We start from the raw sequence: 23,706 nt of genomic DNA on the forward strand, positions 1-23,706 counted from the left end.
GTGGCCCCGCATCAGCGATGCCGCTGCTGTCGCGACGTTCTCAGGAAGCACCGTCCGATGCCCCGTCCGTAGAGGACGGCGCGGAGGCGGTCGCGCGCCGGTTCGATTCCCCGCCGCGGGGGCCCGGCTGGATCGGCGCTGCGGTGGTGCTGACGGCGCTGATCTCGGCCTCCGTCACCTTCCTCATCCTCGCGGGCATCATCCAGATCACCCGGACCCCGACCTCGGGCGTGGTGCTGCTCTCGGTCAACGCGGTGCTGGTCCTAGCCCTCGTGGTGGTGATCGTCTGGGAGGCGCGGGTCTTCCTCCACGCCCGGCGCACCCACGCCTCGGTGGCGCGGCTGCACACCCGCATCGTCGGCCTCTTCAGCCTGATCGCGATTCTGCCGACCATTCTGCTCGCCATCGTCGCCTCGGTGACGATCGATGTCGGGCTGTCGCTGGGCTTCACCGACCGGGTCCGCGACGTGGTGCTGAAATCCGTGCAGGTCGCGGACGCCTACCAAGAGAACCACTGCCAGTCGCTCGCCCGCGAGATCCGCATCTTCGCCGACGACCTGACCCGCGCGCGGCCGAATTTCGACGTGAACCGCGAGTGGTTCGAAAACTTCATGACGACCCGCGCCCAGGCCCTCGGCCTGCCGATCGTCAAGATCATGCGCGGGCCCAACGAGGTGGTGGCGCGCGCCAATATCGACGTGCTCAAGCAGACGCGCCTGCCTTCGGCGGCGGCCTTCGAGGATGCGGCGAAGTCGAGCGACCCGATCTGCCTGCTGCCCAACGAGGGCCGGGTCTTCGCCGCGCTGATGCGGATGCCGGCCTACGACAATGCCGTGCTGCTGGTGCAGCGCGAGGTGAGCCAGCTCGCCATCGACTTCCCCGGCGTCGCCCGCGCCGCGGCGGCCGAGTACCTGACCTTCGACGAGCTGCGCCGCTACGTGCAGATCGCCTTCGCCTCGGTCTTCATCCTGATCGCCCTGATCACGCTGCTCTCGGCGGTGTGGTTCGGTCTGAACTTCGCCAACCGCTTCGTCGCCCCGATCCGCCGTCTCATCAACGCCGCCGACGAGGTCGCCGCCGGCAATTTCTACGCCCGCGTGCCGGCGCGGAAATCCGACGGCGACCTCGCCCATCTCGGCGAGAGCTTCAACACCATGACGCAGGAGCTTCGCCGCCAGCACGACGGCCTGCGGGCGGCCAACGATCTGATCGACCGCCGCCGCCGGTTCACCGAAGCCGTGCTTTCAGGCGTGTCGCCGGGCGTGCTCGGCGTCGATGCCGACGGGGTCATCACCATCGCCAATCCGGGCGCGGAACGCACGCTGGGACTCACGGCCAAGGAGCTCGTCGGCCAGCCCCTGACGAGCGTCGTGCCGGAGATCGCCGCCCTGTTCCCCGAGGCCGAGGGCCGCCAGCGGGCGCTTCAGCAGCAGATCCAGCTCGTGCGCGGCGGGCGCGAGCGCACGATTGCCGTGCGCGTCACTAGCGAGCAGGCGCAGGGCGAGGCGCGCGGCTACGTGGTGACGCTCGACGACATCACCGATCTCGTGACGGCGCAGCGCACGTCCGCCTGGGCGGATGTCGCCCGCCGCATCGCCCACGAGATCAAGAATCCGCTGACCCCGATCCAGCTCTCGGCCGAGCGCATCCGCCGCAAGTACGGAAAAGTGATTACTGCCGACAAGGAGGTGTTCGAGCAGTGCACCGCCACGATCGTGCGGCAGGTCGACGAGATCAAGCGGATGGTGGACGAGTTCTCCTCCTTCGCCCGGATGCCCAAGCCCGCCATCACGCAGCAGGATCTCGCCGAGATCGCCCGGCAGAACCTGTTCATGCTGCGCATGGCGCATCCCGATCTGGATTTCCCCTTCGATACGGTCGGCGCCGACGAGCGGGGCCGCGTCGTGGCCGCCTTCGACGTGCGGCTGTTCTCCCAGGCGCTCACCAACATCCTGAAGAACGCCGTCGAGGCGGTCCAGGCGGTGCCGGAGGATGTGCTGACCGCCGAGGGCGGCAAGGGGCGGGTGGCGCTGAAGCTGGTTGTCGAGGATGCCTTCGTGGTGATCGAAGTCACCGACAACGGAAAAGGCTTTCCGGCAGAGGGGCGCCAGCGCCTTCTCGAACCCTATATGACGACCCGCGAGGGCGGGACCGGCCTCGGTTTGGCGATCGTTTCCAAGGTGCTCGAAGAGCATGGCGGCGGGATCGAGCTGAACGACAACCCGGAGGGGCGCGGCGGACAGGTCCGCATGCGGCTGCCGCGGGAAGTCGGTCGGCAGGACGGACACAATGCCGAGCCCGGTGCGGGAGGGGAGCGGACACGCTCCGCGGCACTGGGCGCGCGTGACGGGACAACGATGGACAAGAACACGGAGGGCGCCATGGAAGCGCGACGCGTCGCGGAGATGCAGCCATGAGCGCCGACATCCTGATCGTCGACGACGAGGCCGACATCCGCGATCTGGTCGCGGGCATCCTGGACGACGAGGGGCATCGCACCCGCACCGCCGCCGGGTCCGACGAGGCGCTGGCGGCGATCGAATCGCGCCGGCCCCACCTCGTCTTCCTCGACATCTGGCTCCAGGGCTCGCGCCTCGACGGATTGCAGGTGCTCGACCTGATCAAGGCCGGGCATCCGGACCTGCCGGTGGTGATGATCTCGGGCCACGGCAACATCGAGACCGCGGTGGCGGCGATCAAATCCGGCGCCTACGACTTCATCGAGAAGCCGTTCAAGGCCGACCGCCTGATCCTCGTGGCCGAGCGCGCGCTCGAAGCCTCCCGCCTCAAGCGCGAGGTGCGCGACCTCAAGGTCCGCTCGGGTCAGGCGAGCCGAATCGTCGGCGCCTCGGTGGCGGTCAACCAATTGCGCCAGACCATCGAGCGCGTGGCCCCGACCAATGCCCGCGTGATGATCTCGGGCGCGCCGGGCGCCGGCAAGGAACTCTCGGCGCGCACCCTGCACGCCGCCTCCTCGCGGGCGAGCGGACCCTTCGTCGTCATCAATGCGGCGACCATCACGCCCGAGACGATGGAGGCTGAGCTGTTCGGCGTCGAGGGTGGCGAGGGCCGGGTGCGGCGCGTCGGCGCCCTGGAGGAGGCCCATGGCGGCTCCCTCTACATCGACGAAGTCGCCGACATGCCGAAGGAGACGCAGAGCCGGATCCTGCGCGTCCTCGTCGATCAGAACTTCCAGCGCGTCGGCGGCACGGCGCGCGTCCACGTCGATGTGCGCATCATCTCCTCCTCGTCCCGCGACCTGACGGAGGAGATCGCCGCAGGCCGCTTCCGCGAGGATCTGTTCCACCGCCTCTCGGTGGTGCCGATCCGCATTCCCTCGCTCGCCGAGCGGCGCGAGGACGTGCCGGAACTGATCTCCTTCTTCATGGAGCAGATCTCGGCGGCCACCGGCCTGCCGCGGCGGCGTATCGCCGAGGATGCGATGGCGGTGCTGCAATCCCACGACTGGCCGGGCAACGTGCGTCAGCTGCGCAACAACGTCGAGCGGCTGATGATCCTGACCCAGAGCGATCCGGAACAGGAGGTCACCTCCGAGATGCTGCCGACCGAGATCGGCGCGCTGGTGCCGACGACGCCGACGGGCGCGGGCGGAGAGAAGCTGATGAGCCTGGCCCTGCGCGAGGCCCGTGAAATCTTCGAGCGCGAATACCTCATCGCGCAGATCGCCCGCTTCTCCGGCAACATCTCCCGCACCGCCGAGTTCATCGGCATGGAGCGCTCCGCCCTCCACAGGAAGCTGAAGTCGCTCGGCATCGGCCCGTGACGCGCCTCGCCGCCGGTTCGCGCGGACGAATCGGTGGCGGGTACGGTTGCAAGGGGTGGATATTGACGCTCGGCCCTAGGGGCTGCCTCTTGCATCGCGGCAAGCTTCGCCCTGTAATGGAAACGCTCGGCAGAGCGGTCCCATCACGAGAGAGTCGCCGTCCCGCGACTCAGGGCACGGGGCCGTGCCGATCCGCGGTTGCGTTCTGGAAACAAGGATAAAAAGAAATGGCGGGCGAGCGCGCTCAGAACCTCCAGGATACGTTCCTGAACCATGTCCGCAAAAACAAGATCCCGCTGACGATCTTCCTCGTCAATGGCGTCAAGCTTCAAGGTGTCGTGACCTGGTTCGACAACTTCTGCGTCCTGCTCCGCCGCGACGGGCACTCGCAGCTCGTCTACAAGCACGCGATCTCGACGATCATGCCGGGACACCCGGTGCAACTGTTCGAGCCGGACGAGACGGCGCCCGAGAAGGCGTGACACGGCGGCAGGCGCACTCGGCCGCTCCGGGCCGACACACCTCTCCTCCCGTTGCTTTTTCACGTCGATCCGGCCTCGCTGTCAGCGAAATGCGGTCCCGACGAGCCGTATCGCGACATTTGCGTAGGCCGCCGGATGCAAAATGGCGTCATCGTTCCGACATAAGGGAACGATGACACGGAGACGCCATGACTGAACTCCTTCCGCCCGGCGAAGCGCGCCTGCAGGCGAAGGCCGCCCCCGAGGGCGAGATTGCCGCCGCGACCCGCACCTTGGTCGTCGGCCCCTACCTCACCCGTGCCGCCCAGCGTCCCGTACCCGGACAGACCGAGATCGTGCGATCCGACGAGGCGCGGCTCGACGAGGCGATGGGCTTGGCGGCCGCGATCGATCTCGACGTCGCCTACGCGCTCTCGGTGCACATCCAGCGCCCGCGTCCCTCGACCTATCTCGGGAAGGGCCGGGTGGAGGAGGTCGCCGGGATGATCAAGGCCGAGGAGATCGGCCTCGTCGTGATGGATTGCGCCCTTTCGCCGGTGCAGCAGCGCAACCTTGAGAAGGCCTGGGGCGCCAAGGTGATCGACCGGACCGGCCTGATCCTCGAGATCTTCGGCCGTCGCGCCTCGACCCGCGAGGGCACGCTCCAAGTCGAGCACGCCCACTTGGCCTACCAGAAATCCCGGCTTGTTCGCTCGTGGACCCACCTGGAGCGTCAGCGCGGCGGCTTCGGCTTCCTCGGCGGCCCCGGCGAAACCCAGATCGAGGCCGACCGGCGGATGATCCAGGAGCGGATGACCCGGATCGAGCGCGATCTCGATGCGGTGACGCGCACCCGCGGCCTGCACCGCAAGAGCCGCGCGCGGGTGCCGTACCCGATCGTGGCGCTGGTCGGCTACACGAACGCGGGCAAGTCGACGCTGTTCAACGCGCTGACCAAGGCCGAGGTGCGGGCGCAGGACATGCTGTTCGCCACTCTCGACCCGACGGCGCGGGCGACCAAGCTGCCGCATGGCGAGACCGTGATTCTTTCCGACACAGTCGGCTTCATCTCGGACCTGCCGACCTCGCTGATCGCCGCCTTCCGCGCCACGCTGGAGGACGTGATCGAGGCCGATATTCTGCTCCATGTGCGCGACGTCTCGCACGGCGACACCCAGGCCCAGGCCGAGGATGTCGAGGGCGTGCTGCGCGAACTCGGGATCGAGCCGGACGCGGAGCGGATCATCGAGGTCTGGAACAAGGCCGACCTTCTGGACGAGGGCGAGCGGACCCGGCTCGTCAACCTCAGCGCCGCTCACCGCGGTGCCGGGCCGGGGCCGATTCTCGTCTCGGCTCTGACGGGGGAAGGGCTATCGGCGCTTGCCGAGCGGATCGAGGGACAGGTGGCGCGGGCGCGCTCAACCTTCGCGGTGACGCTTCCGCCGGAGGACGGCGCCGCCCTGAACTGGCTCTACGAGAATGCCGAGGTGCTCGATCGGCAATCCGAAACCACCGGCGCCATCGCGCTGACCATCCGCATCGCACCGGAGAAGGAGCCGCGCTTCCTCAACCGGTTCGAGGCGGCCCAGCGCATCGGGGGACCGCAGGGCGTGCCGGCTGCGTAGAGCGGTCTCTTCGCCGCCTCGTCCCGAAGGGCGGCAGATCGACCGTCCAGAGCAAGACGGTGTGAGGGACCGATAATATGAAAGGGGCCGGTGCCGCGCGTTGCGGCACCGGCCCCTTTTTTTGTCCGCCCTGGGTCAGTCCTTCGGCGCGGCGTGGGCGACCATGGCGAGGCTGTGGTGCAGGCCGCTCGCGCCGCCGCCGACGACCTCGACACGCGCGCCCGTCTTTGCCCGCCGGGTCGCCCATTCCCGGATCATCTCCAGGCAGGTGTGATCGACGTGGCGCAGATCCTCCGCCGCGAGGCGGACCGGCGTGCCCTCCGGTGTGCGCTCCAGCGCCGCGTTGAGGTGCGGCAATTGCAGGAAGGTCGCCGAGCCCGACAGCTTCAGCTCCGGCACAGCCCGAACGGCACCGGCCTGGACCGTCTGCGCCGCGCCGCCCTCGATCTTGAGCGGACCCCGGATGTAGTGCGGGATCACCTGGGCGAGGCTGAGCGCGAGGCCCGTGAGCACGCCGGTGAGCAGGTCGGTGGCGACGACCATCACCATCGTGGCGAGCCAGATCGCGGCGGTGGGCAGGCCGTAGCGTTCGTGCAGATGGAAGGCGTGGGCGGGGCTCACAAGGCGCCAGCCCGTCACCACGAGGATGCCGGCAAGCGCCGCGGTCGGCACGACCTTGAGCACCATCGGCAGGACCAGCAGGAAGGCGAGGATCCAGCTACCGTGCAGGATGGTGGAGGCCCGCGAGACCGCTCCCGCCTGGACGTTGGCCGAGGAGCGGACGATCACGCCGGTCATCGGCAGGCCGCCGGCCAAGCCGCACAGGACGTTGCCGATGCCCTGCGCGCCGAGTTCGCGGTTGTACTGCGTGCGCGGGCCGTCATGCATCCGGTCCACCGCCGCCGCCGAGAGCAGGCTCTCCGCGCTGGCGATGACCGCGAGGGTGATCGCCATCAGGATCATCGCCGGCTCGGCCAGTCGGCTCCAATCGCCCGCGCCTGGCAGGGCGACGGCCGAGAGGATGTTTTCCGGCACCTCGACGCGCTTGACGTCGAGGTTGCCGAAAACGGCGACAAGGGTGCCCGCCACAACGCCGACCAGGGCGCCGGGGATCAGCTTGAGCTTGAGCGGGCGGATCTTCTCCCAACCCAGCATCGCGACGATGGTGGCGATGCCGACGACGACCGCACCGGGGCGGTTGCCTTCGGGGCTGGAGACGAAGTTGAAGAAGGCGCCCGGAATAGCCACGAGGTTGTCGAGGCCGCTGGCCTTCGGCAGCGCATCGGTCAGCACATGGATCTGTGCCAGCACGATCAGGATGCCGATGCCGGCAAGCATGCCGTGGACGACGGCCGGGGAGATCGCCCGGAACCATCCGCCGACCCGCAAGGCGCCCGCGAGGAGCTGAATGGCGCCGGCCGCGACGAGAACCGGTCCGAGGGCATCGATGCCGTGCTCGCGCACAAATTCGAAGACGATGACGGCGAGGCCCGCGGCCGGACCGCTGACCTGAAGCGGCGAGCCGGCGAGGAAGCCGACGATGATGCCGCCGATCACGCCGGTGATGAGGCCGCGTTCGGCCGGCACGCCGGAGGCGATGGCGATACCCATACAGAGGGGCATCGCCACGAGGAAGACTACGAAGGAGGCCGGGAGATCCCGGCCGAGGGTCGATGGCATCAGCTTGGCGAAGGAGGCGCGCATTGCAAGATTCCTACTCCGCCGCGATGGCATGGGCGCCGGCAAACTCCGGCGTAGCGATCCGCGCAGCCGAAGCCTGCGCGACGGGGACATCCGTGGCTTCGTCGATGGGGACGAAGCGCCCACGCTCGCCGCAATACGCGAGCACGAGACCGCTCTCGATCTCGAAGAACCAGCCGTGCAGGCGCAGCTTGCCGCGGGCCAGAGCCGCCGCCACGCTCGGGTGGGTGCGCAGGTTGTTGAGCTGCACCACGACGTTCTCGAGGGCCAGCGCCCGGTGCCGCTCCTTCGGGTCCATGCCCTCGGGATAGGCCTCGCAGACGATCCGGTTCGCCGCGTGGCTGTGGCGGAGCCATGCCGCCACGTTGGGCATGTTGCCCAGCGCCTCGGGGTTCATGAGCCCCTTCATGGCGCCGCAATCGGAATGGCCACAGATGACGATGTCGCGCACGCCGAGTGCGACCACCGCGTACTCGATCGCGGAGGACACGCCGCCGTTCTGTTGAGAGAAGGGCGGCACGATGTTGCCGGCGTTGCGGCACACGAAGAGGTCGCCCGGACCGGCCTGCGTGATGTGCTCGGGCGAGACACGGGAATCGGCGCAGGCGATGATGAGCGCCTGAGGCTGCTGACCGTCGCGGACCAGTCGCTGATACATCTGTTGCTGGCCCGGGAAGACCGTGCCGCGGAAGTTCGAAAGACCTTGAATAATGCCGTCCACGGCTCACCTCGCTGTCCGTCGCCACGCGTGAGCAGACGCGCTGGGACGTATGGAATGCTGGCTGGAAGACAGACGGCGACCCGCCTGTCGGTGCGCGAAGTCCAAGAAATTCGATGTGACGGGACGCGGCGCGGGCGCCGTCTCCGTCAGGCACAAGGCCGCTCGCGCCGTGGCGAGGATCGCGACGGCGTGTGAGCCGGTCCCATGTCGCCCGGAATGCTCGGCCGCTCCTCAAGCGTAGCGACCGAGGATGGGTTGAGGGCGCGACCGGCGGCGCGGATCGTGAGGCGCCGCCGGACGGGCCTGTTTTACCGCGTCCGGCGGCGCGGCGCGGTGCCGGCGGCCCAATGCGGCTCGACGGTGCCGCGGCGGACAGCCGTGCGGGCGACGCCGCCCTTGGCGCCGGCGTTCTCGCTCAGCATCGGCGCGCCAAGGATCTGGCCCGTCCCCAGCCGCTGCGAGCGGACCGAGCGGGGGTCATGGTAGGGATCGTCCACGTAGCTGCTCATGAAGGCGCCGCCAGCCTGCTGGCGGCTGCCGCTTCCACCACCCTCGGCCTGTGCCGCGATCGGCAGAACAACCGCTGCCATTGCGATGAAACCAACCGTCATCATGCGCTTCATATCAAAATCCTCTCGTAATCCCTGAGTTGCGAAATTTTTTTCTGACTTCTTGCCGCACAGAGACAGTAATTACGAGATTAGTATTTTGGAAGTGCGTTTTGTCACCGATATAATTTCGAGATTTAATCCTGAAGGACCGCGATTTTGGTGCGAGATAGCACCATTCATCTCTGAATTTCTTGCGATGTAGGGATGAAAATCTGACTCGTTCCGTCAGATTTTAATCCGTCCCTGCGGCAATGAAGCGTGCCTTCATCCTGCCGATGCAGGATGCGGCGTTCGATCGAAGAGATTGAAGAGGGTCGTCAGTCCTTCGACGGCCTGTTTCGACATGAGAAGCGATGTCGGAGGGGCAAAAACTTGTGCGGCAGAGCGTGCGAACGGCACCCGCGCTTGGCCCGCGAATAAAATCGAACCAACGATGAATCTGAAGTCATCAATCGTTGAAATCGCGATCAGGCAGTAACGAGCGCGACATCGCCTGATGAAGTGATGTCCGATGAAGCCGTTATGAGCTGAACACTGGAGGACGGTGTCCTTCGCCCGCCGAGTGGCGGCCCGTCGCGATGCGGGAAGCGTTGGCGATTCATGATCCAATAGCGAGCGGGCCTCGACCCCCGCAGGGTCGTGCCGCAGAGTTTGTCCTTTCCCGAAAGCCGGTAGCCACCTTCCGGGACGATTCTCTAGAGCGCGTTCCGACGAAGTGGATTCCGGTTCGTCGGAACGCGCGACAAGACAAGGGACGAGAGCCGCCGGCCTGATGAAATCAGGTCGGGTACGGCTTTAGCGACCCGGTGCGGCCTCCTTGCGCTTCAGGATCGCTTCCATCTGCGCGATCTCAGTCTCCTGTGCCTTGATGATCTCTTCGGCGAGCTTGCGGATCTCGGGATCCTTCGAGTGTTCGCGGGCAATGATGGCCATCTCGATCGCGCCGCGGTGATGCGGGATCATCCCGCGCACGAAATCGACATCGACATCGTTGGTGTAGCGGATGTCCATGTCGCGATGCATGCGGGCGTCGGCATCGCGGAACGCCTTCGTTGCCGCGCTGTCGCTCGCAGCGGTCTGCACGTCCGGATGGCCGTGCGAGTGGTGGTGATGCCCGTCGCCGGCGACGGCCGGACCGGAAAGGAAGCTGGCAAGACAGCCGACGAGGAGGGCGGCACGATAAGCTTTCATCATCAGGTGTATCCTTGAAACGAACGGATCATCAGTCGAAGCGGGCACTGGCGGCGGCACCGCCGGGCGCAGTGATGCGGACGGCCCCGGTGGGCCGCTCTCCGAGTGCCGTGTCGGCCTTGCCGGTGAGCCGCCCGCCCTCCGGACTGAGGGGGATGCGCACGGCCTTGGCGCCGGATTTGAGGATCGCGACGGCCGAAAAGCCCTCGACTGGCAACGGTTTGCCGTCACCGTCGGTGAGATAGACCGAGACGGTCTCGGCTCGTGTGACGAGTTCGGCGTGCCAGGAACCCGCCCCCTCGACACGCCCGCCATTGGGACCGGGCGGATGGTCGTGATCGTGAGGGCTGCCTCGGTGGTGCTGGGCGCCTGCCGGCGCGGCGAACAGGGCGAGCGCCAGAACGGCGCAATGCAAGGCACGATTCAACGGCTTTCTCCTTACGGGATGGAATTCGGATTCCCGCTCACAGCTGACCGCGCTCTGCTGGCGGCGGTCGGCGCATGGAGCGGCACGTTGCCGAGATTTACGGTGCGGGTCAGCGGCATCGAGGCGGCTTGGCTTCATTTCGCGCGGCCGCTGATCCGGCGCGGATGCGCAGGCGTGTCGGAGCGACAGGGCCGGCGCTCGCAGCGCCGCGACGGAATCGTCGGACGACGCGATCGAACCCTCGACGCAGAGGCGACGTCACGCGGAAGCGCGGCTGCCGCAGGACACGCGATCAGACGGGGCGTCTGGGAGGTTCAACCTGCATCTCGGGCACGATGCTCGCCTGATGCGGCCCATCGCCGGCTCGAGCCCGATCGCGCGCGGCCATCGGAGCCAGTCCCGGAACCGGCGAAGGCGCGAGGGCGACCGCACAGCAGAACACGGAGGCCTGTCCGCAGACCCCCTCGGCCGAGCAGGTCGGGCAAGCAAGAGCGGTATGAACAGCCTCGACCACGGTGCCGGCACCCGCCCGAACAGTCGCCGCCGAACCCGAGACGCGGATATCCGCGCCGATACCGGCCAAGACCAGAGAGTCGGCGGGTGGGGCGGCGACAGGTTGCGAGCGAGGCGCATGCCGATGGCCGCCATGCGCATGGGCGCCGGAGGTCATCAGCGACGCGGCGATCGCGACGATCACCGCTGCCAACCAGAGCGCAATGGGACGGGCGGACTTCATGGGTGCCGACCCGTAGCATAGACCGGCGGGTGCAGACAGGGGCAAGGAAGGCTGCGATGGGCATCTCGCTCGTGCCGTGCCGTCAATGTTGGCGTCAGCGCGATCCGAGATTCAGAATTGCAATCCGCAATCAAGTCGTTCGGCGCGATTGAACTCAAATCGGTCGACCTGAGCATTTGACCTTGAGTCAGAGTCCGCGCGACCGATCGCCTCTCGCAGGCTTTGGCGGTTCGGGCGCGGAAGCCGCGAAGGCCGGAGCCACGCCCGTCCTCGCCGGACTTCGAGCCTGTCACCACAGATTGCGAACACGGCTCAGAATTTCGAGCTCTCGTCGTCGCTTAGATCAAAATTCGGGGGCGGCCCTGCCGTCCGAATCGCACGAGTCAGCCTGGAAAAGGTCTAGCTCAGATGCACCTACGGCCCGCCCGAGCTTGGGCTCGACTTAACCTTCTACGCTTCGCCGACGACGATGAACTTGCGTGCTCTCCCCTCAATACCCACAAGCCTGACGTAGTTTTTTTAATTCTTCTCTTGCATCGCTGCGCATCACGTATGATTTTGGCGCCCGGGGGCCCTCGGAACGGATACGCAGAATGGCAGAAGAAAACCAAAAATCGTTCAACGATTTCGTAGAGCTGGCGAGCGATATCGTCTCGTCGTACGTGTCGAACAACTCAGTCCCCGCTTCCGAGCTTCCGGGCCTGATCATCAACGTTCACGCCGCATTGACCGGCCTGAGCAGTCCCGAGGCCGCCGCCGCTCCCGCCGAGGAAGTGATCGAAAAGCCGTCTTCCGCACAGATCCGCAAGTCCGTGACGCCCGACGCGATCATCAGCTTCATCGACGGCAAGCCCTACAAGACCCTGAAGCGCCACCTCGGCACCCACGGTCTCGATCCCTATTCGTATCGCCAGCGCTACGGACTGCCGAACGACTATCCGATGGTCGCTCCGAACTACGCCGCGCAGCGCTCCGCGCTGGCGAAGTCGATTGGCCTCGGCCGGCCGGGCGGTCGGATCGAGGAAGAGGCTCCCGCGCCCGAGCCGAAGTCCCGTTCGCGCCAGAAGGTCGCCTGATTCGGCGCTCGCCGCTGCAACGACCGACTGATTCGGCCGGTCGTGAAACCTTTGCCTTCGGCGAGCGTCAACCGCATGATCGAGACGAAGAGCGGACCCTTGTCCGCTTCCGGCGGCGTGCCGCCCCGAGGACATGCGATGCCGGGTTTGCCCACCCTTCTTCTGGATCTCGCCGGCACGACCTGCGCGCTGCCGCGGGCCGAGATCCGCGAGATCCTCCCGTTGCCGCGTCTGCACGCGCCGCCGGCCGCGGGGGGGCCGCTCGCCGGCTTCCTCAACCTGGCCGGTGAGCCGGTGCCCGTCGTCGATCTCGCCGCCTTGTTCGACCTTCGCGCCGCGGGCGGCGACGACCTCTACCGGCACGTCCTGCTGGCCCGGCAGGGCACGATTGCCTTCCTCGTCGACCGTGCACTCGATCTCGTCCAGGTCGAGACCGATGCGCTGCGGCCGGTCGAATCCGGCCGCAGCCTGAACGGCTGCGTCGTCGGCGAATTCGCCTGGGCCGATCGGCTCGTGCATCTCCTCTCGCTTGACCGGATCCTCACTCTGGAAGAGCGGACCCGGCTCGACGCCCTGACCCGGCACGCGACGACGCGGCTCGCCCGGTTCGAACCCGAGGGTGCGCGCCCGGCCTGAGGCACCCGACCGTGACTGGCCCTACCGAGCGGACCCGGCGCGCCGCGAGCGCGACGGTCGATCCCGTCTTTCCCGCCCTGAAGGCGCGCGTGATCGCCCGGACCGGGCACAATTACTACGAAGACAAGGACGACCTGCTCTTCGACCGCCTGCGCAAGCGGATGCGCGTACGCGGCCTGGCCGATTGCGCCGCCTATCTGACGCTGCTCGACGGGGCGGCCGGGCGCGAGGAATGGGCGGCGCTTGAGGCCGAGATCACCATCGGCGAAACCTTCTTCTTCCGCTACGCCGAGCAATTCGCCGCGCTGCGTGGGACGATCCTGCCCGAACTGATCGAGGCGCGTGGCGAAACGCGCCGCCTGCGGATCTGGAGCGCCGGCTGCTCGACCGGGGCGGAGCCCTATTCGATCGCCATCCTCGTCCACGATCTCCTCGGCGAGGCGCTCGCCGACTGGTCCGTGACTATCCTCGGCACCGATCTCAGCGCGGCGGCGCTCGCCACCGCCCGCGCGGCGGAGTTCGGACCCTGGGCCCTGCGCACCCTCGACACCGAGGAGCGCGCCCGGTGGTTCCGCCGCACGCCGGCCCGGCCGGGATTGCCCCATGGCGGCTACGCCTTGCGGCCCGCCTTCCGGCGTATGGTCCGCTTCGAGCGGCAAAACTTGCTGAGCCTGATCGACGGGAGCGATCGCACGCCGGCGAGCTTCGATCTCATCCTGTGCCGCAACGTCCTGATCTATTTCAGTCCTGAACACGTCAACCGCATCGTCCGGGCCCTGGGCGAACGGCTCAACCCGCGAGGGTGGCTCCTGATCGGCCATGCCGAGCCCAACCCGACCTTCTCCCAATGGCTGCAACCGGTCGCCCTGCCGGGCACGGTCGCCTACCGTCCGCTCGACACCCCGACGATCGAGCCGCCGCCGGTTCTCATCCCCGCGATCCTCGATGCGGCCCCGATTCCACTCGCGCCGCCGACCGTGCCGCTGGATGTCCCGGACATCGCCGTCGCGCCTCCAAAGGCGCTCCCGCCTGAGCCGGTGCCGATTCCGGCGGCGCCCGCGACGGATCACCCGCTCTCGCCGGGCGATCTCCTGGCCGAGATCCGCGTGATGGCCGATGCCGGCGAGACGGCGCGGGCATGGCGCCGGCTGCGCGATGAGATCGACGGCTACGCCACAGATCCGGCGCTGCGCTACTACGAGGGCCTTCTCGCGCTCGACCTCGGGCGGGAGCGGGAGGCCGAGCGGGCTCTGCGGGGCGCGCTGTTCCTCGACCGCGGCTTCATCATGGCCCATTTCCAGCTCGGGCTGCTCCTTTCCCGCGGCGGGCGCCGCTCCGAGGCCATCCGCGCCCTCGACAATGCGCTGCGCCTCGCGCAAGGACTGCCGCCCGAGACGATCCTGCCGGAGGGAGACGGAGTGAGCGCCGCACGCTTGGCCGAGAGCGCACGCCGCGTCCTGGCCGGAATCACGGTCAGCGACGCATGAAGATCGGCCTGACCGCCGGAGCGGACCCGAAGGCACGTCACGCCGCGCTGCTCGATGCGCGTGCCGCCGCGTTGGCCGCACGCAGGGCGGGCGAAGAGGAGACGGTCGAGACCGCCGCCTACCTCGTCTGCGCCTGCGGGCCGGAGCGTTACGGCCTGCCGCTCGCTGCGGTGGCGGGCGTCGCGCCCGAGCGGCCCTGCACCGGCCTGCCCGGCGCGCCCCCGGCGCTGAAGGGCATCACCGCCGTGGCGGGCGCGATCGTCAGCGTGCTCGACCTCGCCTCCTGCCTCGGGCTCGACACGAAAGGCGAGGACGAGGCCGGCCACGTGGTGCGCCTGCGCGCGCAGGAGCCGCCGGTGGCGCTCGCCGTCGATCGGGTGCTCGGCATCGCGCGGATCGACGCCGCGCTGGCGCGGCCGACGGCCAAACCGGAAAGTCTGGGACGCGGCCCGCTTTCGGGCTATGCACCGCCCGGCTCGGACAGGACGGGCGACATCCGCGAGGGATTCTCCCTCGTCGATCTGCCGGCCCTGCTCGCCCGCTTCATGACTTGACCGTCCAAGTCTCTCATCGAGCCACGGACGACGTCTCGAACCTTCCCTGCACCGCCTGCCGGAGCCATGTCAGCCGTGTCGCTCTCGATCGGAAAACGCATCCTCCTCGGCTTCGTGGCGGCCAGCCTGATCGTGGCGGCTCTGGGCGCCTACGCCCTGCGCCAGATCGGCAGCGTGCGCGACATGACGGACCTGATCGTCACCCGCGACGTCGGCGTGCTGCGCCAGCTCGACGATCTCGGCAACGTCTCGCGCAACATGGGTCTCGTGCGCCGCAATGCGGTGATCGCCGTCCTGACGCAAGGACAGGGACAATCGGCGCAGGCCCGGCAGGACGATTTCCTGGGAAGCTGGCGCCAGAACGTGGCGGAACTGGACCGGCTCCTCGCCACCATCACCGGAGAGGTGAAGGAGTACCAATCCGGCGCCCTCTCGGCGGAGCGCGTGGTGGCCTGGGGTCGCCTCAGCACGGTGATGACCGAGACCGCCGAAGCCTTCCGCGCGGTCCGCAACGCCAGCGAGCAGCAGCTGCGCGCGGTGGATGCCCGCGACATCGCAACGGTCGAGGGCAAGAACGAAGAGGTCAACCGGCTCCACGACGGATTGCTGCGCAGCATCGCCAACGCCCGCACGGCACTCGACGGCGTCATCGGTGCGGGCCAGCGCAGCGTCAGCGAGATCTACCGCAACAGCATCCTCTCGGTGGCGATCACCGTCGCCGCCTCGATCCTGCTCTCGATCCTGGTGACGGTGCTGATCAGCCGCGCGGTGGTTCGCCCCCTGGAAGACGTGATGCGCTTCGTCGCGCAGATCGGCGAGGGCGACTTGACGGGCCGTCTGAATCGGGCCGGCAACGACGAGATCGGTCAGCTTGGCGACACTCTGAACCGCATGGTGGCCGGTCTGTCCGATCTCGCCCGCACCAACCGTGCCGCGACCGCCGACCTCAACGCGGCCGCCGCCGAGATCCGGGCCTCGGCTCAGGAGCAGGCGGCGAGCGTCGAGGAGCAATTCGCCGCCGTGCAGGAGACCGCGGCGACGGTTGACGAGATCACCCATTCGGGCGCGCAGATCTCGAAGCGGGCGACCGAGGTCATCGCGACCGCCCAGGCCGCGGCGCAGACCGCCCGCTCGGGCCTGCGCGCCGCCACCGACACCGCCAAGGCCATGGAATCGATCCGCGAGCAGGGCGAGGCGGTCGCCGGTAACATCGTTGCGCTTTCCGAGAAGACGCAGGCGATCGGCGAGATCATCGTCACGGTCAACGACATCTCCGAGCGCACCCACCTGCTCGCCCTCAACGCCGCCATCGAGGCGGCGGCGGCGGGAGAGAGCGGGCGCAGCTTCGCCATCGTCGCTTCCGAGATGAAGCTGCTCGCCGATCAAGCTAAGGGCGCCACCGCGCAGGTGCGCGGCATCCTCGGCGAGATTCAGCGCGGCATCAACGCCTCGGTGATGCTGACCGAGGAGGCGGTCAAGCGCGCCGCCGCGGGCAAGAACCGCACGGATTCCACCGTCCGCACCATCGAGGAGATGGCCGCGCGAGTGGAGGAGGGCGTGCAGACCTTCCAGCAGATCGTGGCCTCGACCAACCAGCAGCAGCTCGGCATCGAACAGGTGATGGGCGCGCTGCAGAATATCCGGCAGGCGAGCCAGCAGACGGCCGCCGGCACCCGCGAGGTCGAGACCGCCTCGGCGAATCTGACGGAACTGGCGCAGGGCCTGATGGCGCTGGCCGAGCGCTACCGGCTCTAGGTCCGGACGAGCGCTCCGCCGCATGGATATCCGCCAGCAGCTCCTCGCCGCCTTCGAGATCGAGCACCGCGAGCATCTCGACGCGATCCGCACCGCGCTCGCCGCGGAGGGGCCGGTCGATTGGCACGACGTGTTCCGCCGGGCCCACAGCCTGAAGGGCGCGGCTCGTGCCGTCGACCTGCCTCCGGTGGAAGCGGTCTCACACCAGTTGGAGACCCTGTTCGAGCGCATCAGCGCCGGACAGCGTCCGCTCGACCGTGAGGCGCGGGCTGCGACCCATCTCGCCCTCGACCGGATCGAGGCCTTCGTTGCCGCGAGCGCGAGCGGGGCGGCCGCGATGCCCGAGGATGCGCTGGCGGCGTTGAACGCCTGCCTCGATCCCGGTGCACCGGCTGCCCCGGCGGAGGCTCAGACCCCGGCGCCCGCCGCTGTACCTCCGACGCCGGCCATACCGCCCGCGCCCGCTGCCGAACCGTCCAGCGAGCCCACGCAGGCCGTGCTGCGCATTCCCGCCTCGGCGGTGGAGTCGTTGTCGCGGGCGAGCTACGGCCTCTGGGCGGCGCTGCCGGGTCAGGGTGGCGTCGGCGAGCGCATCGCGCGGTTGTCGGCGAACGCGACCGCGCTTCGACGGCGGACCGAGGCCGTCCGCCGCGTTTCCGTTTCCGCGCCCGCCGGTGCGGAGGCGGCCGAGATGGCCGCGTTGCGTCAGGGGCTGGCCGAGGTTGAGACCGGTTTGGCGGCGCTTGCCCGCGAAGCCGCTGACCTCGCGCAGGGGCACAAGTCCGTGGTCCTGTCCGTGGAGACAGCGGCCCGCCGGCTACGCGAGGAGACCGAACGCCTCGCCCTGGTGCCCGCGGAGACGGTGTTCGGCGGTCTCGCCCGCGCGGTGCGCGACATGGCGCGCGCCGACGGCCAGGAGGTGGACGTCACCACGCGCGGGCTCGACGTGCCGGTCGACCGGGCGATGCTCCAGGCGCTTAAGGACCCGGTGCTGCACGCCCTGCGCAACGCGCTGAGCCACGGCGCCGAGAGCCCGGAGGTCCGGCAGCGGCGAGGCAAACCTGCCGCCCTCGCGATCATGCTCACCGTGGAGGCGCAGGGCGGACGGCTGGTGCTCGGCATCCACGACGACGGACGGGGCCCGGACCTCGCGGCGATCGAGGCGACGGGCCGCGAGCGCGGACTGATCGCGCCGGGTGAGCGCCTGGAGGCCGAGGCGCTGCTCGCGCTGCCGTTCGAGCCCGGCTTCTCCACCGCCGGGTCGGTCGATGCGCTGTCGGGCCGCGGCATGGGCCTGTCGGTGGTGGCGGAGGTCGCTCGCGCCCTGCACGGCCAAGTGCAGCTCGCCCGCCGCGAGCCGCACGGCACTTCGTTGATCCTCACCCTGCCGCTCTCGGCCGCACGGCGCCCGGTGGTGATCGTCACCGCCGGCGGAAGCCGTTTCGCCCTGCCGAGCGGATCCGCGGAGGCGCTCACGCGGCTCGATCCCTCGGCACTCTCCACCGTTGCGGGCCGCCCGGTCGCGCAGGTCGCAGGTGAGGGCGGCGAGGACGTGACGCTGCCGGTCGCCGAACTCGGCGACCTGCTCGGCCTCGGCGTGGGCCGCGCGGAGGGGGGGACGATCCCGGTCGTGCGACTGCGCGGCACCCGCGGTCGCTGCCTGCTCGCCGTCGATCGCCTAGAGGAAGTGCGCACGCTCCTCGTCCTACCGGCACCCCCGATCGGAAGCGATCCGGCGCTCGTGACCGGAACCGTGATCCTCGGCACCGACACCCCCGCCCTCGTGCTCGATCCCGACGGACTCATCGACCGGATCGGCCGCGCCGGCCCAAGGGCCGTGCGGCTTCCGACGAAAGGAGGGGACGACGGCAACGGAACGATCCCGGAAAAGCGACGTTCGACGATTCTTGTCGTGGACGACTCGATCACGACCCGCACCCTGGAGAAGAGCATCTTGGAAGCGGCGGGCTACCGCGTGATCGTCTGCGTCGACGGGCAGGAGGCGCTCGACCGCCTGCGGGCACGGATCGAACCCGTCGACCTCGTGGTCGCCGACGTCGAGATGCCGCGGCTGACCGGCTTCGGCCTCGTCGAGGCGCTGCGGGCCGAGGAGGACTTCGCGCGGCTCCCCATCGTGCTGATGACGTCGCGCGGCGACGAGGAGGATGTGGCGAGAGGGTTGGAACTCGGCGCCGACGCCTACCTGACAAAACAGAAATTCGATCAGCGCGAACTCCTGGATACCATCGGTCAATTGCTGTGAACGGAGGGACTGAGAATCCGCGCGTGCGCGTTCTGGTTGTCGAGGACTCGCTCGTGGTGCGGATCCTCCTCACCCACATCATCGGCCGCGATCCGCGTCTGGAACTGGCCGGCGCGGTCGAATCCGGCGAGGCAGCCCTGGCAGCGATCGAGACCGTACGGCCGGACGTGATTTCCATGGACATCCGCCTGCCCGGCATCGACGGGTTGGAGACCACCCGTCGCATCATGGCGAGCCGGCCGACGCCGATCGTGGTGATCGCCGATTCGGTCGAGGATTCCTCGCTCAAGATCTCGATGAACGCCCTGCGGGCCGGCGCACTCTCCGTGGTGGAGAAGCCTGTGGCCACCACCAACGATGGCTATGAAGCGGTCGCGGGCCAGATCTGCACCCAGTTGCGCATCATGGCCGCCGTACCGGTGATCCGCCGCCGGCCGATCGGCGCTGAATGGAGCGCCCGCAAGGCCGCCCCCGCACCGGAGTTGCCGCTCCTCTCGGAACCGGGGGCCGCGCCGAGCGTGCTGGCGGTTGCCGCCTCCACCGGCGGCCCGCCCGCGCTCGCCAAGGTGATCGGCGGCCTCGCGGCGGATTTTCCGCTCCCCATTCTGCTCGTCCAGCATATGGGTGCGGCCTTCATGGACGGCTTCGCGAGTTGGCTCGACGGCGTGGTGCCGCTGGCCGTCGGCGTGGCGCGGGACGGTCAGACGATTCAGCCCGGCCACGTCTATGTCGCGCCGGGCGACCGGCATCTCGAACTCGGTGCGAGTGGGACGCTGCGGGTCAGCGACGCCGCGCCCGTCGGCGGCCAGCGCCCGGCCGCGACCGTCCTGTTCCGCTCCGTCGCCCGGCAGGCCGGGGCGCAGGGCATCGGCGTGCTCCTCACCGGGATGGGCGAAGACGGGGCGCAGGGCCTGCTCGACATGCGCAAGGCCGGCGCCGCGACGGTGGCCGAGCACGAGAGCAGCGCCGTCGTCTACGGCATGCCCGCCGCAGCGGTGCGCCTCAACGCGGCCGCCCGCGTGCTGCCCGTCGATCAGGTGGCGCCCCATCTCGTGCGGCTCGCACAGAGGAAGCCGGCATGACCGCGAGCGCAAAGCCCGCCACCGCCCCCGGCCATCGGCTGTTGCTGGTGGAGGATTCGGAGACTCAGGCGCTCGAACTGCGCCTGCAGCTCGAAGCCCAGGGCTTCTCGGTGAAGCGCTGCGCCACGGCGGAGGCTGCGCTCGACCTGCTCAACACCGACCTCCCCGATCTCGTCGTCGCCGACCACCATCTGCCAGGCATGAACGGCGACGAATTCACCCGGCAGATGCGCTTGTCGCTGCGCACCCGCGCGCTTCCGGTGGTGATGCTCACCGGCACCCGCAACGGCGAGCGCCACGGCTTCGAGAGCGGCGCCGACGCCTATGTCGAGAAGTCCGCCGACCGTGATCTCCTCGTGCTGCGCATCCGGGCGCTGCTGCGCGAGCGCAAGAACAGCGCCACGGAAGGCCCGTCCGGCGCCGCCTTCCGCCGTGGCCGGGTGCTCGTCGTCGACGGCAGCGCCACCTACCGCGCCTTTTTCACCGGGCTCCTCACCCAGGAGGGCCACACCGTGGTCGCCGCGGCCGACCGCTCGGCGGCGCTGGCTGCGCTCGACGAGCCGGGCGCCGGGTTCGACTGCGTCACCCTGGACCTCGTCGGCAGTGCCTATGACGGCATCGCGCTCTGCACCGAGATCGCCGAGCGCCGCATGAAGGCGCCGGAGGGCGGCGGCAACGCCTTCCCGCTCGTCGGCATGGCCGGGGACAAGCCGGACAAGAGCCTGCTGGTGGCCGCCTTCGCCGCGGGCGCGGACGATGTGGTCTCGAAGGCCGACGGCGAGGTGCTGGCGATGCGCGTGCGCGGCCTCGTCCGCCGGCGCCTGCTTGAGGAGGACAACCGCCGCATCTCCGGCGAATTCGGCGACCGCGAGCGGGCAGTCGAGCGCGCCCGCGCCGAGGCCGAGGCCGCCGCCGCCCGCGCTGCTTTGGCCGACGCGCTGGAACAGGCCAACAGCGACCTGGAGGACGCCAACCGCAAGCTCACCGAAGCGCAGGCCAAGCTCGTCCAAGCCGCCAAGATGGCCTCGCTCGGCGAGCTGGTGGCCGGCATCGCCCACGAGATCAACAACCCGCTCGCCTTCATCCTCGCGCATCAGGGCACGGTGGAGCGCCTGCTCGGCGAATTGCCGCCGCCGGAGGCACCGGAGGGACAGCGGGCGCTGACCAAGGCGCGCGACCGCGTCGGCTCGATGCGGCTCGGCCTGACCCGCATCCAGGATCTCGTCCTCAACCTGCGCAAGTTCTCGCGGCTCGACGAGGGCGAGCGCGGCCTCGTCAACGTGCCGGAAGCGATCGAGACGGTGCTGGCGTTGATCCAGCACAAGCTCGGCACGCGCATCCACGTGACCCGCGACTTTTCCGGGCGGCCGGAGATCTCCTGCACCCCAGCGCTCCTCAATCAGGTCGTGATGAACATCCTCGGCAACGCCGCGGACGCGATCCACGGCGAGGGCACGATCACGGTGGCGACCTATTCGGACGCCGAGACCGACATGATCCGCATCAGCGACACCGGGCCGGGTATTCCGGAGGATCTACGGGAAAAGATCTTCGAGCCGTTCTTCACGACCAAGCCGGTCGGATCGGGGACCGGACTCGGCTTGGCGATTGCGTACAGCGTCGTTCAGGCGCATAGCGGCTCGCTGACCGTGGAGACGACGCCGGGCGGCGGCGCGAGCTTCGTCATCGGCATTCCGAGGCAACCGGCACCGGTATGAGCAAAGGCACGATCCTGGCCGTCGATGACGAGCCGGACATCCTGATCGCTCTGGAGGATTTGTTCGAGGACGAGTACCGGGTGCTCACCTCGGCCAAGCCCGAGGAGGCGCTCGACATCCTGCGCGCCGATCCCGACATCGCCGTCGTGGTTTCCGATCAGCGCATGCCGGGTATGACCGGCGACGCCCTGCTGGCCGAGGCGCGGAGCTTCCACGAGGCGCAGGCCATCCTGCTCACCGGCTACGCCGACATCTCGGCGGTGATCGCGGCGCTCAACCGCGGCGGCATCATCGGCTACGTCGCCAAGCCCTGGGATCCGACCCTGCTGCGCGCCACGGTGCGCAACGCCTACGAGCGCCACCGCCTCGGCCGGGATCTGGCCACCGAGCGCGCCTTGCTGCGCGGCCTCCTTGACCACGCCGAGGAAGCGATCTCCTTCAAGGACGCGAAGGGTCGCTTCGTGCGTCTCAACGCGCGCAAGGCCAGCCTCGTCGGCAGCACGGTCGAGGCCTGCCTGGGCCGCACCGAAACCGAGGTCGCAGACACGGCCGAGGCCCGCGAGGCAGAGGCTGTGGACCGCCGCGCGATCGCCGCCGGAGAGGCGGGATCGACGGTGATCGCCCGGGGTGCGCTCGGCGCCGAGCGCTGGTCGCACATCATCCGCGTGCCGATCCGCGGCGGCGTCGGCGAGGTGACGCATCTCGCCACGATCGAGCGGGACGTGACCGAGCAGAAGAGCCTGGAGGCGCGCCTGCGACAGTCGGACAAGATGCAGGCGCTCGGCACGCTGGCCGGCGGCATCGCCCACGATTTCAACAATCTGCTCACGGCCATCCTCGGCAGCCTCGAATTGGTCGGCCCGAAGATCGCCGACCAACCGCGGGTCAAGCGCCTCGTCGACAACGCCACCGGCGCGGCGCAGCGCGGCTCGGCCCTGACCAAGCGGCTCCTGAGCTTCAGCCGCTCCAACGACGCCCATGCCCGCCCCGTGGACCCGAACGCTTTGATCGAGGGCATGAGCGCGCTGTTCGGCTCCAGCCTCGGCAGCCTCGTGCGGGTCGAGCGCGACCTCGAACCCGACATGCCCTTCGCCCTGGTCGATCCCGACCAGCTCGAATTGGCCGTGCTCAACCTCTGCATCAACGCCCGCGATGCGATGCCGGACGGCGGCACCGTCACCATCTCGACCCGCCGCGCCGAGATCCACGACGACTCCGACCTCAAGCCCGGCACCTACGCCGTCGTCACCGTCGCCGACGAGGGCACCGGCATTCCGCCGGAAATCCTGGAGCGGGTCTGCGAACCGTTCTTCACCACCAAGGCGGTGGGGCAGGGGACAGGCCTCGGGCTCGCCATGGTGTTCGGCCTCGCACAGCAGGCGGGCGGGCGCCTGCGCATCACCAGCGAAGTCGGGCAGGGCACCCGCATCGAACTCGCCCTGCCGCGCGCTGACGGCACCGTCGAGGGCACGGAGTCGGAAGTCGCGCCCGTGGTGCCGACCGCCGTGAGCCCGGCGCGTATCCTCGTGGTCGACGACGACCCGGAGGTTCGGCACGTCACCGCTTCCTTCCTCAACGATTTCGGGTACTCCGAAACGGAGGCGTCCGACGGCCGCAGCGCCCTTGCCCTGCTCGAACAGGGGCACAGCTTCGACCTCGTCGTGGCCGATCTCGCCATGCCGGGCATGACCGGCGTCGAACTCGCCAGCGCGATCCGGCAGCGCTTCGCCGGCGTACCGGTGTTGCTGCTGACGGGCCATGCCGAGGCCGTGCAGATCCCGGAGGATCTGCCGGTGATGACGAAGCCCTTCGCCTCCGCCGAACTCGCCGCCCGCGTGTCGCAGCTCCTCGAAGCGGCGGTCTGATTCAACATCGTCC

General features: G+C 68.9%; 18 protein-coding genes. 13 read left to right on the top strand and 5 right to left on the bottom strand.

Going from position 1 to position 23,706, the window contains the following annotated elements:
• The first annotated feature begins 17 nt into the window (after positions 1–17).
• The 4 genes from MFF24_RS03195 to hflX all read left to right on the top strand — a co-directional run bounded on the left by MFF24_RS03195 (position 18) and on the right by hflX (position 5,870).
• The gene (locus MFF24_RS03195) at positions 18–2,417 is read left to right on the top strand and encodes a sensor histidine kinase NtrY-like (protein ID WP_238222307.1); all 2,400 of its coding nucleotides are present in this window, start codon (positions 18–20) and stop codon (positions 2,415–2,417) included.
• The gene (gene ntrX, locus MFF24_RS03200) at positions 2,414–3,784 is read left to right on the top strand and encodes a nitrogen assimilation response regulator NtrX (protein ID WP_108940693.1); all 1,371 of its coding nucleotides are present in this window, start codon (positions 2,414–2,416) and stop codon (positions 3,782–3,784) included. The genes MFF24_RS03195 and ntrX overlap by 4 nt, the downstream gene beginning before the upstream one ends.
• A gap of 227 nt (positions 3,785–4,011) precedes the next feature.
• Positions 4,012–4,266, top strand: a complete 255-nt coding sequence (gene hfq, locus MFF24_RS03205; RefSeq protein WP_003600267.1) for an RNA chaperone Hfq — start codon at positions 4,012–4,014, stop codon at positions 4,264–4,266.
• A gap of 188 nt (positions 4,267–4,454) precedes the next feature.
• A complete protein-coding gene (gene hflX / locus MFF24_RS03210; protein WP_238222310.1) occupies positions 4,455–5,870 on the top strand; it encodes a GTPase HflX in 1,416 nt (471 codons plus the stop codon).
• A 135-nt stretch (positions 5,871–6,005) separates the two neighbouring features.
• On the opposite strand, the gene MFF24_RS03215 is transcribed toward hflX, so the two are convergent.
• The 5 genes from MFF24_RS03215 to MFF24_RS03235 form a co-directional block, all read right to left on the bottom strand.
• Positions 6,006–7,574 (bottom strand): SulP family inorganic anion transporter, encoded by a 1,569-nt coding sequence (locus tag MFF24_RS03215; protein ID WP_238222312.1) that lies wholly within the window; start codon positions 7,572–7,574, stop codon positions 6,006–6,008.
• A gap of 10 nt (positions 7,575–7,584) precedes the next feature.
• On the bottom strand, positions 7,585–8,292 hold the full coding sequence (locus tag MFF24_RS03220; protein ID WP_238222313.1) for a carbonic anhydrase: 708 nt from the start codon (positions 8,290–8,292) through the stop codon (positions 7,585–7,587).
• A gap of 308 nt (positions 8,293–8,600) precedes the next feature.
• Entirely contained in the window at positions 8,601–8,915 is a 315-nt protein-coding gene (locus MFF24_RS03225) for a hypothetical protein (RefSeq protein ID WP_133088373.1), read from the bottom strand.
• 783 nt (positions 8,916–9,698) lie between these two features.
• Complete coding sequence (gene copM, locus MFF24_RS03230) at positions 9,699–10,094, bottom strand: CopM family metallochaperone (protein WP_373322652.1); 396 nt, start codon at positions 10,092–10,094, stop codon at positions 9,699–9,701.
• A 31-nt stretch (positions 10,095–10,125) separates the two neighbouring features.
• Positions 10,126–10,521, bottom strand: a complete 396-nt coding sequence (locus MFF24_RS03235; protein ID WP_238222317.1) for a hypothetical protein — start codon at positions 10,519–10,521, stop codon at positions 10,126–10,128.
• 1,329 nt (positions 10,522–11,850) lie between these two features.
• On the opposite strand from MFF24_RS03235, the gene MFF24_RS03240 reads away from it, so the two are divergent.
• From MFF24_RS03240 to MFF24_RS03280, 9 genes are all read left to right on the top strand, one after another.
• Positions 11,851–12,333, top strand: a complete 483-nt coding sequence (locus MFF24_RS03240; protein ID WP_133088706.1) for a Ros/MucR family transcriptional regulator — start codon at positions 11,851–11,853, stop codon at positions 12,331–12,333.
• Between the two features lie 138 nt (positions 12,334–12,471).
• Entirely contained in the window at positions 12,472–12,969 is a 498-nt protein-coding gene (locus tag MFF24_RS03245) for a chemotaxis protein CheW (protein ID WP_238222319.1), read from the top strand.
• Between the two features lie 11 nt (positions 12,970–12,980).
• On the top strand, positions 12,981–14,456 hold the full coding sequence (locus tag MFF24_RS03250; protein WP_238222321.1) for a CheR family methyltransferase: 1,476 nt from the start codon (positions 12,981–12,983) through the stop codon (positions 14,454–14,456).
• Complete coding sequence (locus MFF24_RS03255; protein ID WP_238222326.1) at positions 14,453–15,010, top strand: chemotaxis protein CheW; 558 nt, start codon at positions 14,453–14,455, stop codon at positions 15,008–15,010. Before MFF24_RS03250 ends, MFF24_RS03255 begins: the two co-directional genes overlap by 4 nt.
• Before the next feature lie 66 nt (positions 15,011–15,076).
• Positions 15,077–16,765, top strand: a complete 1,689-nt coding sequence (locus tag MFF24_RS03260) for a methyl-accepting chemotaxis protein (RefSeq protein WP_238222328.1) — start codon at positions 15,077–15,079, stop codon at positions 16,763–16,765.
• Positions 16,766–16,787: 22 nt separating this feature from the next.
• A complete protein-coding gene (locus tag MFF24_RS03265) occupies positions 16,788–19,028 on the top strand; it encodes a hybrid sensor histidine kinase/response regulator (RefSeq protein WP_238222330.1) in 2,241 nt (746 codons plus the stop codon).
• Positions 19,025–20,110: a chemotaxis-specific protein-glutamate methyltransferase CheB gene (gene cheB / locus MFF24_RS03270; RefSeq protein ID WP_238222333.1), complete on the top strand. Its 1,086-nt coding sequence runs from the start codon at positions 19,025–19,027 to the stop codon at positions 20,108–20,110. The genes MFF24_RS03265 and cheB overlap by 4 nt, the downstream gene beginning before the upstream one ends.
• The gene (locus tag MFF24_RS03275) at positions 20,107–21,828 is read left to right on the top strand and encodes a response regulator (protein WP_238222335.1); all 1,722 of its coding nucleotides are present in this window, start codon (positions 20,107–20,109) and stop codon (positions 21,826–21,828) included. The genes cheB and MFF24_RS03275 overlap by 4 nt, the downstream gene beginning before the upstream one ends.
• Positions 21,825–23,693 carry a response regulator gene (locus MFF24_RS03280; protein ID WP_238222337.1) on the top strand — a complete coding sequence of 623 codons (1,869 nt, stop codon included), beginning with the start codon at positions 21,825–21,827 and terminating at the stop codon, positions 23,691–23,693. Before MFF24_RS03275 ends, MFF24_RS03280 begins: the two co-directional genes overlap by 4 nt.
• The last annotated feature ends 13 nt before the right edge of the window (positions 23,694–23,706 follow it).

The organism is Methylorubrum aminovorans (genome assembly GCF_022179725.1).
Lineage (GTDB): Bacteria > Pseudomonadota > Alphaproteobacteria > Rhizobiales > Beijerinckiaceae > Methylobacterium > Methylobacterium aminovorans.

Coding starts and splice junctions, on each gene's coding strand:
- MFF24_RS03245 (WP_238222319.1), top strand. CDS start 12,472: ATGCCGGGTTTGCCCACCCTTCTTCTGGATCTCGCCGGCACGACCTGC.
- hfq (WP_003600267.1), top strand. CDS start 4,012: ATGGCGGGCGAGCGCGCTCAGAACCTCCAGGATACGTTCCTGAACCAT.
- MFF24_RS03255 (WP_238222326.1), top strand. CDS start 14,453: ATGAAGATCGGCCTGACCGCCGGAGCGGACCCGAAGGCACGTCACGCC.
- MFF24_RS03265 (WP_238222330.1), top strand. CDS start 16,788: ATGGATATCCGCCAGCAGCTCCTCGCCGCCTTCGAGATCGAGCACCGC.
- MFF24_RS03195 (WP_238222307.1), top strand. CDS start 18: ATGCCGCTGCTGTCGCGACGTTCTCAGGAAGCACCGTCCGATGCCCCG.
- copM (WP_373322652.1), bottom strand. CDS start 10,094: ATGAAAGCTTATCGTGCCGCCCTCCTCGTCGGCTGTCTTGCCAGCTTC.
- MFF24_RS03260 (WP_238222328.1), top strand. CDS start 15,077: ATGTCAGCCGTGTCGCTCTCGATCGGAAAACGCATCCTCCTCGGCTTC.
- ntrX (WP_108940693.1), top strand. CDS start 2,414: ATGAGCGCCGACATCCTGATCGTCGACGACGAGGCCGACATCCGCGAT.
- MFF24_RS03280 (WP_238222337.1), top strand. CDS start 21,825: ATGAGCAAAGGCACGATCCTGGCCGTCGATGACGAGCCGGACATCCTG.
- MFF24_RS03240 (WP_133088706.1), top strand. CDS start 11,851: ATGGCAGAAGAAAACCAAAAATCGTTCAACGATTTCGTAGAGCTGGCG.
- MFF24_RS03215 (WP_238222312.1), bottom strand. CDS start 7,574: ATGCGCGCCTCCTTCGCCAAGCTGATGCCATCGACCCTCGGCCGGGAT.
- MFF24_RS03225 (WP_133088373.1), bottom strand. CDS start 8,915: ATGAAGCGCATGATGACGGTTGGTTTCATCGCAATGGCAGCGGTTGTT.
- hflX (WP_238222310.1), top strand. CDS start 4,455: ATGACTGAACTCCTTCCGCCCGGCGAAGCGCGCCTGCAGGCGAAGGCC.
- MFF24_RS03275 (WP_238222335.1), top strand. CDS start 20,107: ATGACCGCGAGCGCAAAGCCCGCCACCGCCCCCGGCCATCGGCTGTTG.